We start from the raw sequence: 13,351 nt of genomic DNA on the forward strand, positions 1-13,351 counted from the left end.
CGACGTGGGCGTCCGCTCCCTCCAGGAACACGCGGAACACCTCACCGCAGCCCGCGACTAGCAGCCCTTGAGGGGGACACCGGAAACGGTGTCCCCCTCTTCATGAGGACACAGGGACATGTACGAACTCTTCTTCCGTCTGGTTTTCACACGGATGGACCCCGAGAAGGCCCACTACCTGGCCTTCCGCTGGATCCGCCTCGCCGTCCGGATCCCCGTGCTGCGCACGTTCCTCGCGGCTGCCCTCGCGCCCCGCTACAAGGAGCTGCGCACGGAGGCCTTCGGACTGCGCATGCACGGCCCCTTCGGGCTCGCCGCCGGCTTCGACAAGAACGCCGTCGCGATCGACGGGATGTCGATGCTGGGCTTCGACCACGTCGAGATCGGCACGGTGACGGGGGAGCCGCAGCCCGGCAACCCGAAGAAGCGGCTGTTCCGCCTGGTCGCGGACCGGGCGCTGATCAACCGTATGGGCTTCAACAACGACGGTTCGCTCGCCGTGGCCGCCCGCCTCGCCACCCGCGAGCCGGTCTTCCGGACCGTGGTCGGCGTCAACATCGGCAAGACGAAGATCGTCCCGGAGGCGGAGGCCGTCGCCGACTACGTGAAGTCCGCCGAGCGTCTCGCGGCGTACGCGGACTACCTGGTCGTCAACGTCTCCTCGCCGAACACGCCCGGGCTGCGCAACCTCCAGGCGGTGGACCACCTGCGTCCGCTGCTCACCGCCGTCCGCGAGGCCGCCGACCGCACGGTGGCGAACCGGCGCGTCCCGCTGCTGGTGAAGATCGCCCCGGACCTCGCCGACGAGGACATCGACGCCGTCGCCGACCTCGCCGTGGAGCTGGGCCTGGACGGCATCATCGCCACCAACACCACCATCGCGCGCGAGGGCCTCGGCCTGCGGTCGGCGCCCGCGCTGGTGCAGGAGACCGGCGGGCTGTCCGGGGCCCCGCTCAAGGAGCGCTCCCTGGAGGTCCTGCGCCGCCTGTACGCGCGCGTGGGCGACCGGATCACCCTGGTGGGGGTCGGTGGCATCGAGACCGCCGAGGACGCCTGGCAGCGCATCCTGGCCGGTGCCACCCTGGTCCAGGGGTACAGCGCCTTCATCTACGAGGGCCCCTTCTGGTGCCGGTCGATCCACAAGGGCCTCGCCGCCCGCCTGCGCACCAGCCCCTACGCCACCCTCGCCGACGCGGTCGGCGCCGACGTGAGGAAGCCCGCATGAGCCCGTTGGAGCCCTTCGGCGCACGGCTGCGCCGCGCCATGGACGAGCGTGGCCCGCTGTGCGTCGGCATCGACCCGCACGCCTCCCTGCTCGCCGAGTGGGGCCTGGACGACGACGTCGCCGGCCTGGAGCGGTTCAGCCGCACGGTCGTCGAGGCCATGGCCGACCGGGTGGCCGTCCTGAAGCCGCAGAGCGCCTTCTTCGAGCGGTTCGGTTCGCGTGGCCTCGCCGTCCTGGAGAAGTCCGTGCAGGAGGCGCGGGAGGCCGGTGCGCTGGTCGTGATGGACGCCAAGCGCGGCGACATCGGCTCGACCATGGCCGCCTACGCCGAGGCGTTCCTGCACCCGGACGCCCCGCTGTTCTCCGACGCCCTGACCGTCTCGCCGTACCTCGGCTACGGCTCGCTGAGCCCGGCCGTCGCGCTGGCCCGCCAGAGCGGCGCCGGCCTGTTCGTGCTGGCGCTGACCTCGAACCCGGAGGGCGGCGAGGTGCAGCACGCGGTCCGCGCCGACGGCCGGACCGTCGGGGCGACCATGCTGGCCCACCTGGCGGCCGAGAACGCGGGGGAGGAGCCGCTGGGCTCCTTCGGCGCCGTGGTCGGGGCCACGCTCGGCGACCTGTCGACCTACGACCTGGACATGGGCGGCCCGCTGCTCGCGCCCGGCATCGGCGCCCAGGGCGCGACGCCGGCCGACCTCCCCGGGGTCTTCGGGGCGGCCGTGCGCAACGTGGTGCCGAACGTCAGCCGGGGTGTTCTGCGTCACGGTCCCGACGTCAGCGCGCTGCGCGGGGCGGCCGAGCGGTTCGCCGCGGAGATCCGGGCGGCCGTCGCCGGCGTCTGAGCCCCGGCCGCGTGCCCGGCGCGCGGCCGGCCGCGCGCCGGGCCGGACGGGATCGCGCCGAGTTGAGAGTGAATACATCCTCAAATCGAGGGCAATTTGTCTTAAATGTCTGGCCTCACGGAGGCTGACCAGGACTTTTCCGCTGTTCTCGCTGACTCTGGCGGACTTGCCCGCTAGTCTCCGAGCAGTGGGGGCACCTCCCGCGCCCCTCAAACAGTGGGGGAGGACGGGCAGCGTGTTGCTCGTAGCTCCCCAGGTGTGGGGCGACTAGGTTCCTCACCGGTCCGTATCCGACAGTTCGACATCCGAGGTGACGTAGGCGTGGCTCTTCCGCCCCTTACCCCTGAACAGCGCGCAGCCGCGCTCGAAAAGGCCGCCGCGGCTCGCCGGGAGCGGGCCGAGGTCAAGAATCGACTCAAGCACTCCGGCGCCTCCCTGCACGAGGTCATCAAGCAGGGCCAGGAAAACGACGTCATCGGCAAGATGAAGGTCTCCGCGCTGCTGGAGTCCCTGCCGGGCGTGGGCAAGGTCCGCGCCAAGCAGATCATGGAGCGTCTGGGCATCTCCGAGAGCCGCCGCGTGCGCGGTCTCGGTTCCAACCAGATCGCCTCCCTGGAGCGTGAGTTCGGCAGCACCGGCTCCTGAGTCCGCCTCCCGGCGGACCCGGGAGTCCCGGGCACTCCGGGATTACTGGAATAATCGCTGCATGAGTGAACGTCCGCGGCTGACCGTGCTCTCCGGCCCCTCGGGGGTCGGCAAGAGCACGGTCGTCGCCCATATGCGCAAGGAACACCCCGAGGTCTGGCTCTCGGTGTCGGCCACCACCCGCAAGCCGCGCCCCGGCGAGCAGCACGGAGTCCACTACTTCTTCGTCACCGACGAGGAGATGGACAAGCTGATCGCCAACGGCGAGCTGCTGGAGTGGGCCGAGTTCGCCGGCAACCGCTACGGCACGCCCCGCGCGGCCGTGCTGGAGCGGCTGGAGAAGGGCGAGCCCGTGCTGCTGGAGATCGACCTCCAGGGCGCCCGGCAGGTCCGCGAGTCCATGTCCGACGCCCAGCTGGTGTTCCTGGCTCCGCCCTCCTGGGAGGAGCTGGTGCGCAGGCTGACCGGCCGGGGGACCGAGCCGCCCGAGGTCATCGAGCGCCGCCTGGCGGCGGCGAAGACCGAGCTGGCGGCCGAGCCGGAGTTCGACGAGACCTTGGTCAACACCTCCGTCGAGGACGTGGCTCGCGAGCTGCTAGCCTTGATGGACGTTGTGTGATCGTGACTGTGATCACGATTGTCTGATTCTTTTCCATTCCATCGGAAGGTAGAGCGTGTCCTCTTCCATCACCGCGCCCGAGGGCATCATCAACCCGCCGATCGACGAGCTTCTTGAGGCGACCGACTCGAAGTACAGCCTCGTGATCTACGCGGCCAAGCGTGCCCGCCAGATCAACGCGTACTATTCGCAGCTCGGTGAGGGCCTCCTTGAGTACGTCGGTCCGCTCGTCGACACCCACGTCCACGAGAAGCCGCTCTCGATCGCCCTGCGCGAGATCAACGCCGGTCTGCTGACCTCCGAGGCCGTCGAGGGCCCGGCGCAGTAGTACGCGCAGTACTACTGTCAGACTGAGATCGACTTATCCACAGGCCCGGCAGTCACCCTGCCGGGCCTGTGGTGTGTCATGGAGTCGTACGTTTGCGTCGTACGTTGTCGAGTCCGGGGAGACACGGTGGACAAGCCGAGGGTCGTGCTGGGGGTCAGCGGTGGCATCGCCGCCTACAAGGCCTGTGAACTGCTGAGAAGGTTCACGGAGTCGGGCCACGACGTCCGCGTGGTGCCCACCGCCTCCGCGCTGCACTTCGTCGGCGCCGCCACCTGGTCGGCCCTGTCCGGCAACCCCGTCTCCACCGAGGTCTGGGACGACGTCCACCAGGTCCCGCACGTCCGCATCGGCCAGCACGCCGACCTCGTGGTGGTCGCCCCGGCCACCGCCGACATGCTCGCCAAGGCCGCCCACGGCCTCGCCGACGACCTGCTGACCAACACCCTCCTCACCGCCCGATGTCCCGTGGTCTTCGCCCCGGCCATGCACACCGAGATGTGGGAGCACCCGGCCACCCAGGACAACGTGGCCACGCTGCGCCGCCGCGGCGCCGTCGTCATCGAGCCCGCCGTCGGCCGCCTCACCGGCGTCGACACCGGCAAGGGCCGGCTGCCCGAGCCGGGGGAGATCTTCGAGGTGTGCCGCCGGGTGCTGGCCCGGGGCGTCACCGAGCCCGACCTCGCGGGCCGGCACGTCGTCGTCTCCGCCGGCGGCACCCGCGAGCCCCTCGACCCCGTCCGCTTCCTCGGCAACCGCTCCTCCGGCAAGCAGGGGTACGCCCTCGCCCGCACCGCCGCCGCCCGCGGCGCCCGGGTGACGCTGGTTTCGGCCAACGCGGGCCTGCCCGACCCGGCGGGCGTGGACGTCGTCCGGGTGGGCACCGCCGTGCAGCTGCGCGAGGCCGTCCTGAAGGCCGCCGCGGACGCCGACGCCGTGGTCATGGCCGCCGCCGTCGCCGACTTCCGCCCGGCCGCGTACGCCGCCGGGAAGATCAAGAAGAAGGACGGCCAGGAGCCCGCCCCGATCGTCCTGGTGCGGAATCCGGACATCCTCGCGGAGATCTCCGCCGACCGCGCCCGCCCCGGGCAGGTGATCGTCGGCTTCGCCGCCGAGACCGACGACGTCCTCGCCAACGGCCGCGCCAAGCTCGCCCGCAAGGGCTGCGACCTGCTCGTGGTCAACGAGGTGGGGGAGCGCAAGACCTTCGGCGCCGAGGAGAACGAGGCCGTCGTCCTGGGCGCCGACGGCAGCGAGACCCCGGTGCCGCACGGCCCCAAGGAAGCCCTCGCCGACACGGTCTGGGACCTGGTCGTGCGGCGACTGGGCTAAGGTCCGCCAGGCGATCGGGCGAACTCCGCGCCGGGCCCACGCCAGGCTCGGGTCGGGCCCGCGCCACGCTCAAATCGGGCGTGGCGGCCCTGGCCAAGGCCGCTCGCCATTGTGCAGAATGCCCGTGCCGCAGGTCACAGCGTTCCCAAGTGGGGAGACAGTGGCCCGCCGACCGAGTGCGACCGATAAACTGTCACGGTCGGCGCCGGGCGCAGCCCCGCGTCGACCGCAAATGATCAGCCAGCAGCCGCTGCAACCACAGGGAGCGTTGTGTCCCGTCGCCTGTTCACCTCGGAGTCCGTGACCGAGGGTCACCCCGACAAGATCGCTGACCAGATCAGCGACACCATTCTCGACGCGCTCCTGCGCGAGGACCCGACCTCCCGGGTCGCCGTGGAGACGCTGATCACCACCGGCCTGGTGCACGTGGCCGGCGAGGTCACGACCAAGGCCTACGCGGACATCGCGACCCTGGTCCGCAGCAAGATCCTGGAGATCGGCTACGACTCCTCGAAGAAGGGCTTCGACGGCGCCTCCTGCGGTGTGTCGGTGTCCATCGGCGCGCAGTCCCCGGACATCGCGCAGGGCGTGGACGCGGCCTACGAGGCCCGGGTCGAGGGCGACGACGACGAGCTGGACAAGCAGGGCGCGGGCGACCAGGGCCTGATGTTCGGCTACGCCTCCGACGAGACGCCGACCCTGATGCCGCTGCCGATCTTCCTCGCGCACCGGCTGTCCAAGCGCCTCTCCGAGGTCCGCAAGAACGGCACCATCCCCTACCTGCGCCCGGACGGCAAGACGCAGGTCACCATCGAGTACGACGGCGACAAGGCCGTCCGCCTCGACACGGTGGTCGTCTCCTCGCAGCACGCCTCCGACATCGACCTGGAGTCGCTGCTCGCCCCCGACATCCGCGAGTTCGTCGTGGAGCCGGAGCTGAAGGCGCTGCTGGAGGAGGGCATCAAGCTGGAGACCGAGGGCTACCGGCTGCTGGTGAACCCGACCGGCCGTTTCGAGATCGGCGGCCCGATGGGCGACGCCGGCCTGACCGGCCGCAAGATCATCATCGACACCTACGGCGGCATGGCCCGCCACGGCGGCGGCGCCTTCTCCGGCAAGGACCCGTCCAAGGTCGACCGCTCGGCCGCGTACGCCATGCGCTGGGTGGCGAAGAACGTGGTCGCGGCGGGCCTGGCCTCCCGCTGCGAGGTCCAGGTCGCCTACGCGATCGGCAAGGCCGAGCCCGTCGGTCTGTTCGTGGAGACCTTCGGCACCGCCAAGGTCGACCACGAGAAGATCGAGAAGGCGATCGACGAGGTCTTCGACCTCCGCCCGGCCGCGATCATCCGCGACCTCGACCTGCTCCGCCCGATCTACTCCCAGACGGCGGCCTACGGCCACTTCGGCCGCGAGCTGCCCGACTTCACCTGGGAGCGCACCGACCGCGTGGACGCCCTGCGCAAGGCCGCGGGCCTGTAACCCGGCCGACCGCTCGCGAGGCCCGGCCTCCCTTCGGGGGGCCGGGCCTCGGCGTGTTCCGGACCGGTCGGCGGGCGCCGGCCGGATGCGGCGCCGGGGACGGCCGGCCTCCCCGATCCCGGCCCCCGTCCCCTGCCCGTCCGCGACGGTGCTCCCGCCCGGATCGTCGACCTGCACGGACCCCTCCGTCCGATCCGGTCATGGCCGTGAGCCCAGGCGCGCACAGCCGGGGGCGGGGTCGGGCGCGCGGCGGCGTTGTCGGTGGCGTTTGGTAAGAATGCAAGCGTGAGCAGCGAGAACGGGGTTCCCGGAGCGGACGGGGGCGGCGGGGCCGAGGGGGCGCCGCCGGAGCAGCTCGCGCTCATCCGGGAGAGCGTGCGCCAGGCCAGGGCGCCGCGGGCCAAGCCCCGGACATGGCGGGGGGCCGCGCTCGCCGGGGAGCTGCCCGTCGCCCGGGTGCTGGTCGACAAGGGCGTGCTGCACCTCGACCGGTACTTCGACTACGCCGTGCCCGAGGAGCTGGACGCCGAGGCACAGCCCGGCGTGCGCGTCCGGGTGCGGTTCGGGGCCGGGCGGCACCGGGTGCGCGAGGGACGACGCGAGGGCGGCGGGCTCATCGACGGCTTCCTGATCGAGCGGCGCGCCGAGTCCGACTACTCCGGACCGCTGGCCGCCCTCGCCCAGGTCGTGTCCCCGGAGCGGGTGCTGAGCGAGGAACTGCTCGGCCTCGCCCGGGCCGTCGCCGACCGGTACGCCGGCAGCCTCGCCGACGTGCTGCAGCTGGCCGTACCCCCGCGCAACGCCCGCGCCGAGCAACGCCCGTCCCCGGCGCCGCTGCCCCCGCCGAAGGCACCGGACACCGGCTCCTGGGCGCGGTACGAGCACGGGGGCGCCTTCCTCGACGCGCTGGCCTCCTCAGGGGCGCCCAGGGCCGTGTGGAACGCGCTGCCGGGGCCGCTGTGGAGCGAGGAGCTGGCCCGGGCCGTCGCCGCCACGCTCGCCTCCGGGCGCGGCGCCCTCGTCGTCGTACCGGACGGGCGGGCCGCCGCGCGTGTGGACACCGCGCTGACCGCGCTGCTCGGTGCGGGCCGGCACGCGCTGCTCACGGCCGACGCCGGGCCCGAGAAGCGGTACGCGCAGTGGCTGGCGGTGCGGCGCGGCTCCGTCCGGGCGGTCGTGGGGACCCGGGCGGCGATGTTCGCGCCCGTGCAGGAGCTGGGGCTCGTCGCGATCTGGGACGACGGGGACGACAACCACAGCGAGCAGCACGCCCCGCAGCCGCACGCCCGCGACGTCCTCCTGCTGCGCGCCGCGCAGGACAAGTGCGCCTTCCTGCTGGGGAGCCGGAGCTGCACCGTGGAGGCCGCCCAGCTCGTCGAGAGCGGCTGGGCCCGGCCGCTGGTCGCCGGACGGGACCAGGTACGGCTCAGCGCGCCCCTCGTCCGGACGGTCGGGGACCAGGACCTCGCGCGCGACGAGGCCGCCCGCGCCGCCCGGCTGCCCACCCTCGCCTGGCAGGCGGCCCGGGAGGGACTGCGGCACGGACCCGTGCTGGTGCAGGTGCCCCGGCGGGGTTACGTGCCCCGCATGGCCTGCGCGCAGTGCCGGGCACCCGCTCGCTGCCGGCACTGCGCCGGTCCGCTCCAGGGACAGGACGCCGGCGTGCTGCGGTGCGGCTGGTGCGGACGCGAGGAGGGCGCCTGGCACTGCCCGGAGTGCGGCGGCTTCCGGCTCCGCGCGCAGATCGTGGGCGCCCGCCGCACCGCCGAGGAACTGGGCCGGGCCTTCCCCGCCGTACCGGTGCGCACCTCCGGGCGCGAGCACGTGCTGGACACCGTGCCCGACACTCCCGCGCTGGTCGTCAGCACCCCGGGCGCCGAACCCGTCGCCGAGGGCGGCTACGCGGCGGCCCTGCTGCTGGACGGCTGGGCCATGCTCGGGCGGCCCGACCTGCGGGCCGGTGAGGACGCCCTGCGCCGGTGGATCGCGGCCGGAGCGCTGGTGCGGCCCCAGGGCGAGGGCGGCACGGTGGTCGTGGTGGCCGAGCCGACCCTGCGGCCCGTGCAGGCGCTGGTGCGCTGGGACCCGGTCGGGCATGCCGTGCGGGAGCTGGCCGAGCGGGCCGAGCTGGGTTTCCCGCCGGTGTCCCGGATGGCGGCCGTGTCCGGGCCGCCCGAGGCCGTCGGCGAGTTCCTGGCGGCCGTCGAGCTGCCGCCGGACGCCGAGGTGCTCGGGCCGGTACCGCTGCCGCCCGCGCCGCCCGGCCGGCCGCGCAGACCCGGCGCACCGCCACCCGGCGAGCACTGGGACCGGGCCCTGGTCCGCGTACCCCCGGGCCGGGGAGCCGCGCTGGCCGCCGCCCTCAAGACCGCCCAGGCCGCGCGCATGGCCCGGGGCGGCGCGGAGGCGGTACGGGTGCGGATCGACCCACCGGACATCGGCTGACGCGGGGAGAGGCCCGCGGGCAGGTCGCGAGGACAGGGACGGACGGGCAGGAGCGGACGGTCCGCGCACGCGGCTGCCCTCCCGGGGACGGGCCGGGAGGGCAGGGACGGGAAGGGGCGGGTGACGAGGCGTGCGGGACGGGAACGGCGACGGGGGAGTCAGCCGTTGCGCGGGCCGGGGAAGGCCGTCGGGCGGGCGTCGTCGCGCAGTGTCGGGCTGCCCGCGGTCGGCTGGGTCGGCATGGAGCGGGCCGCGGGGACGGTGGGCAGGCCCGTGGTCACGTTGAGCGTGCGGGTGCCGGACGGCTCCGGCGACCGCTCCGCCTCGGCCGCCGCCTGGGCCGCGGCGCGGCGCGCGCCGTAGCGTCGGTGCACCGCCTGCTTGGTCACCCCGAGCGCCGAGCCCACCGCGTCCCAGGAGAAGCCGAGCGAGCGGTCGAAGTCCACGGCGGCCGTGACCAGGGTTTCGACACTGTCCCGGAGTTCCTGGGCGAGGCGGACCGTCGGGGCGGGAGCGCGTCCGTAGACGACGAAGCCCGTGGACGGGCCGGTGCGGCGCGGGCGGTAGACGTTGCCCAACTGGGCGGTGAGCGTGCGCAGCGCGTCCACCTGCCGGCGGACCCGCTCGATGTCCCGCACCAGCAAGTGCAGGCTGGCCCGGGCCTGGGCGTCGTGGGTTGCATGGTCGGCCATGAACAAGCCTCTCGAACCGGCGTTGAAAGGAATTGGGCCGCGACAGCAGCCCGATGTGGTCAACTCTTTCTTGACCAACGTTCTTGTGCTCCGCTGGTCACGGGGTGGGGGCGTACGGGCATATGCGTACGCCGCCTGCCCACCCGTGCGCCGTGCGGCGCGGGTTCATGGTCATAGACTGGTGCGCTGCCCGCCGACCCCCGCCCGAGAGGCCCGATCCCGCCCATGAAGCTCGTCTTCGCCGGTACCCCCGAGGTCGCCGTTCCCGCTCTGGACGCCCTGCTCGCCTCAGGACGGCACGAGGTGGCCGCCGTCGTCACGCGGCCCGACGCGCCGGCCGGGCGCGGGCGCCGACTGGTCGCGTCGCCCGTGGCCGAGCGGGCGGAGGAAGCCGGGATCGAGGTGCTGAAGCCGCTGAAGCCGCGGGACCCGGAGTTCCTGGAGCGGCTCGGGGAGATCGCGCCGGACTGCTGCCCGGTCGTGGCCTACGGCGCCCTGCTGCCGAGGGCCGCCCTGGACATCCCCGCGCACGGCTGGGTCAACCTGCACTTCTCGCTGCTGCCCGCCTGGCGCGGAGCGGCGCCGGTGCAGCACGCCATCATGGCCGGCGACGAGATCACGGGCGCGTCCACCTTCCTCATCGAGGAGGGGCTGGACTCCGGGCCGGTCTACGGCACCGTGACCGAGGAGATCCGCCCCACCGACACCAGCGGTGACCTGCTCACCCGGCTCGCCTTCGCGGGCGCCGGGCTGCTCGCCGCCACCATGGACGGCATCGAGGACGGCACCCTGAAGGCCGTACCGCAGCCCGCCGAGGGCATCACCGTCGCGCCGAAGATCACCGTGGAGGACGCCCAGGTCGACTGGGCGGCGCCCGCGCTGCGCGTCGACCGGGTGGTACGCGGCTGCACCCCGGCGCCCGGCGCCTGGACCGTCTTCCGCGGCGAGCGGCTCAAGCTGATCCAGGTCACGCCCGTACCCGACCGGACCGACCTCGCCCCCGGCCGGCTCGCGGTGGGCAAGAACAGCGTCCACGTGGGCACCGGTTCCTACGCCGTCGAGCTGCTGTGGGTCCAGGCCCAGGGCAAGAAGCCGATGCGCGCGGCCGACTGGGCGCGGGGGGTACGCATCGCGGAGGGCGAGACGCTCGGCTGACGCCTCGGACGACACCGGCGCGGTCCACCCGGGCGGCCGGCGGTCGGCACTCCGGGGGACCGGCGCGGTGCTGGGGAGGACCGGCGCGGTGCTCGTGGGGGACCGGCACGGAGTCTGCGAGGCGACCGGTGCGGGTTCCGGGTGGACCGGCACCGTGCTTGCGAAGGGACCGGCGCGGTACGTGCGAGGGAACCGGTGCGGGGCTTTCCGGGCGGACCGGCGCGGTGCGCGCCAGGAGACCGGAACGGTGCCGAGGAACCCGGGCGGTGGGGGCGGGGCTTCGGCGACGTACGCTGGAGGCGCATTCCTCTCTTCACACCCGGAGCACCTTTTTCGTGAGCGAGCAGTCCCGGCGGCCGCGCAGGCCCGCCAAGCCCTACCGCCGTCCCCAGAAGGACCCCGTCCGCATCCTGGCCTTCGAGGCGCTGCGCGCGGTGGACGAGCGGGACGCGTACGCCAACCTCGTGCTGCCCCCGCTGCTCAGGAAGGCCCGCGAGAAGGGCGACTTCGACGCCCGGGACGCCGCCCTCGCCACCGAGCTGGTCTACGGCACGCTGCGCCGGCAGGGCACCTACGACGCCGTCATCGCCGCCTGCGTCGACCGGCCGCTGCGCGAGGTCGACCCGCCGGTGCTCGACGTACTGGGCCTCGGCGTCCACCAGTTGCTCGGCACCCGGATCCCGACCCATGCCGCCGTCTCCGCCTCCGTGGAGCTGGCCCGGGTCGTGCTCGGTGACGGGCGGGCCAAGTTCGTCAACGCCGTGCTGCGGAAGGTGGCCCAGGACGATCTCGACGGCTGGATCGAGAAGGTCGCGCCGCCCTACGACGAGGACCCCGAGGACCACCTCGCCGTCGTCCACTCGCACCCCCGCTGGGTCGTCTCCGCACTGTGGGACTCCCTCGGCGGCGGCCGGGCCGGCATCGAGAAGCTGCTCGCGGCGGACAACGAGCGCCCCGAGGTGACGCTGGTCGCCCGCCCCGGCCGGGCCACCACCGAGGAACTGCTCCGCGAGGACGCCGCCGTGGCCGGCCGCTGGTCGCCGTACGCCGTGCGGCTCGCCGAGGGCGGTGAGCCCGGCGCGGTCGAGGCCGTGCGCGAGGGGCGGGCCGGTGTCCAGGACGAGGGCAGCCAGCTGGTCGCCCTCGCGGTGGCGAACGCCCCGCTCGACGGGCCCGACGAGAAGTGGCTCGACGGCTGCGCGGGGCCCGGCGGCAAGGCCGCGCTGCTCGCCGCGCTCGCCGCCGAGCGCGGGGCCGCACTGCTCGCCTCCGAGAAGCAGCCGCACCGCGCCGGACTGGTGGCCCGGGCCCTGCACGGCAACCCGGGGCCGTACCAGGTCATCGCCGCCGACGGCACCCGCCCGCCGTGGCGTCCCGGCAGCTTCGACCGGGTCCTGGTCGACGTGCCCTGCACCGGCCTCGGCGCCCTCCGCCGCCGCCCGGAGGCCCGCTGGCGCCGCCGCCCCGAGGACCTCGAGAACTTCGCCCCGCTCCAGCGCGGCCTGCTCCGCACCGCCCTGGACTCCGTCCGCGTCGGCGGTGTCGTCGGCTACGCCACCTGCTCCCCGCACCTGGCGGAGACCCGCGCGGTCGTCTCCGACGTCCTCAAACAGCGCCCGGACACGGAGCTGATCGACGCCCGCCCGCTCCTGCCCGGCGTACCCGACCTGGGCGAGGGCCCGGACGTGCAGCTCTGGCCCCACGTACACGGCACGGACGCGATGTACCTGGCGCTCATCCGGAGAACCGCGTAACGCGGGCCCGGCCGGCGTGCCCCGAAGGGGCGCGGGGGAGTGCGCGAGCGCCCCACGACGGCCCGCGGCCGCGACCCAACCCGTGGACCGCCGCTACAGCCCGGCGCAGCGGCATGGCAGGCTTGGGTCATGGCCGTGCAGATCAACCCCAGCATCCTGTCCGCCGACTTCGCCCGCCTCGCGGAGGAGGCCAAGGCGGTCCAAGGCGCCGACTGGCTCCACGTCGACGTCATGGACAACCACTTCGTCCCGAACCTCACGCTCGGCGTGCCGGTCGTGGAGTCCCTGGCCCGTGCGACGGACACCCCGCTGGACTGCCACCTGATGATCGAGGACCCCGACCGGTGGGCCCCCCAGTACGTCGAGGCGGGGGCCTCGTCCGTCACCTTCCACGTGGAGGCGGCGGCCGCCCCCGTGCGGCTCGCCCGGGAGATCCGCGCCAAGGGGGCCCGTGCCTCCATGGCGCTCAAGCCCGCGACGCCGATCGAGCCGTTCGAGGACCTGCTGCCGGAACTCGACATGCTGCTCATCATGACGGTGGAGCCGGGCTTCGGCGGCCAGGCGTTCCTCGACATCATGCTGCCGAAGATCCGCCGCACCCGTGAGCTGATCGACAAGCACGGTCTGCAGCTGTGGCTGCAGGTCGACGGCGGTGTCTCGGCCTCGACGATCGAGCGGTGCGCGGACGCGGGAGCGGACGTGTTCGTCGCCGGCTCGGCCGTCTACGGGGCGAAGGACCCGGCGGAGGCCGTACGCGCCCTGCGCACGCAGGCGGAGGCGGCCACCGCCCGGGCGACCTGGGCATGCGACCACTGAGCCACGGCGAAGTGAACGCTTG

Annotated in this window: 12 protein-coding genes; 11 read left to right on the top strand and 1 reads right to left on the bottom strand. The window is 73.7% G+C overall.

Annotation, left to right across the window (positions count from 1 at the left end; translation table 11 throughout):
* The first annotated feature begins 118 nt into the window (after nt 1-118).
* From IEZ20_RS34930 to IEZ20_RS34965, 8 genes are all read left to right on the top strand, one after another.
* Nucleotides 119-1,225 carry a quinone-dependent dihydroorotate dehydrogenase gene (locus IEZ20_RS34930; protein WP_189306266.1) on the top strand — a complete coding sequence of 369 codons (1,107 nt, stop codon included), beginning with the start codon at nt 119-121 and terminating at the stop codon, nt 1,223-1,225.
* Complete coding sequence (pyrF, locus tag IEZ20_RS34935) at nt 1,222-2,067, top strand: orotidine-5'-phosphate decarboxylase (protein WP_189306268.1); 846 nt, start codon at nt 1,222-1,224, stop codon at nt 2,065-2,067. The genes IEZ20_RS34930 and pyrF overlap by 4 nt, the downstream gene beginning before the upstream one ends.
* Nucleotides 2,068-2,388: 321 nt before the next feature.
* A complete protein-coding gene (locus tag IEZ20_RS34940; protein ID WP_003977346.1) occupies nt 2,389-2,712 on the top strand; it encodes an integration host factor in 324 nt (107 codons plus the stop codon).
* Entirely contained in the window at nt 2,687-3,331 is a 645-nt protein-coding gene (gene gmk / locus IEZ20_RS34945) for a guanylate kinase (protein WP_256464738.1), read from the top strand. Before IEZ20_RS34940 ends, gmk begins: the two co-directional genes overlap by 26 nt.
* A 55-nt stretch (nt 3,332-3,386) precedes the next feature.
* The gene (gene rpoZ, locus IEZ20_RS34950; RefSeq protein ID WP_003982715.1) at nt 3,387-3,659 is read left to right on the top strand and encodes a DNA-directed RNA polymerase subunit omega; all 273 of its coding nucleotides are present in this window, start codon (nt 3,387-3,389) and stop codon (nt 3,657-3,659) included.
* A gap of 126 nt (nt 3,660-3,785) precedes the next feature.
* The gene (gene coaBC, locus IEZ20_RS34955) at nt 3,786-4,988 is read left to right on the top strand and encodes a bifunctional phosphopantothenoylcysteine decarboxylase/phosphopantothenate--cysteine ligase CoaBC (RefSeq protein ID WP_229896423.1); all 1,203 of its coding nucleotides are present in this window, start codon (nt 3,786-3,788) and stop codon (nt 4,986-4,988) included.
* A 270-nt stretch (nt 4,989-5,258) separates the two neighbouring features.
* Nucleotides 5,259-6,467, top strand: a complete 1,209-nt coding sequence (metK, locus tag IEZ20_RS34960) for a methionine adenosyltransferase (protein WP_189306272.1) — start codon at nt 5,259-5,261, stop codon at nt 6,465-6,467.
* 285 nt (nt 6,468-6,752) lie between these two features.
* Nucleotides 6,753-8,912: a primosomal protein N' gene (locus IEZ20_RS34965; RefSeq protein WP_189306274.1), complete on the top strand. Its 2,160-nt coding sequence runs from the start codon at nt 6,753-6,755 to the stop codon at nt 8,910-8,912.
* A 158-nt stretch (nt 8,913-9,070) separates the two neighbouring features.
* On the opposite strand, the gene IEZ20_RS34970 is transcribed toward IEZ20_RS34965, so the two are convergent.
* A complete protein-coding gene (locus tag IEZ20_RS34970; RefSeq protein ID WP_189306276.1) occupies nt 9,071-9,604 on the bottom strand; it encodes a hypothetical protein in 534 nt (177 codons plus the stop codon).
* A gap of 225 nt (nt 9,605-9,829) precedes the next feature.
* Here IEZ20_RS34970 and fmt point away from each other — a divergent pair, with 225 nt between their 5' ends.
* From fmt to rpe, 3 genes are all read left to right on the top strand, one after another.
* Nucleotides 9,830-10,759 carry a methionyl-tRNA formyltransferase gene (gene fmt, locus IEZ20_RS34975; RefSeq protein WP_189306278.1) on the top strand — a complete coding sequence of 310 codons (930 nt, stop codon included), beginning with the start codon at nt 9,830-9,832 and terminating at the stop codon, nt 10,757-10,759.
* Between the two features lie 335 nt (nt 10,760-11,094).
* Nucleotides 11,095-12,513: an RsmB/NOP family class I SAM-dependent RNA methyltransferase gene (locus IEZ20_RS34980; protein ID WP_189306280.1), complete on the top strand. Its 1,419-nt coding sequence runs from the start codon at nt 11,095-11,097 to the stop codon at nt 12,511-12,513.
* Nucleotides 12,514-12,642: 129 nt separating this feature from the next.
* Nucleotides 12,643-13,329 (top strand): ribulose-phosphate 3-epimerase, encoded by a 687-nt coding sequence (gene rpe / locus IEZ20_RS34985; RefSeq protein ID WP_189306282.1) that lies wholly within the window; start codon nt 12,643-12,645, stop codon nt 13,327-13,329.
* Nucleotides 13,330-13,351 lie beyond the last annotated feature (22 nt).

This window comes from Streptomyces cinerochromogenes (assembly GCF_014648635.1).
Classification (GTDB): Bacteria; Actinomycetota; Actinomycetes; order Streptomycetales; family Streptomycetaceae; genus Streptomyces; species Streptomyces cinerochromogenes.

Bases quoted from the DNA above. Each gene is read 5' to 3' on its own strand.
- IEZ20_RS34930 (WP_189306266.1), top strand. From the start codon at position 119: ATGTACGAACTCTTCTTCCGTCTGGTTTTCACACGGATGGACCCCGAG.
- pyrF (WP_189306268.1), top strand. From the start codon at position 1,222: ATGAGCCCGTTGGAGCCCTTCGGCGCACGGCTGCGCCGCGCCATGGAC.
- IEZ20_RS34970 (WP_189306276.1), bottom strand. From the start codon at position 9,604: ATGGCCGACCATGCAACCCACGACGCCCAGGCCCGGGCCAGCCTGCAC.
- fmt (WP_189306278.1), top strand. From the start codon at position 9,830: ATGAAGCTCGTCTTCGCCGGTACCCCCGAGGTCGCCGTTCCCGCTCTG.
- rpe (WP_189306282.1), top strand. From the start codon at position 12,643: ATGGCCGTGCAGATCAACCCCAGCATCCTGTCCGCCGACTTCGCCCGC.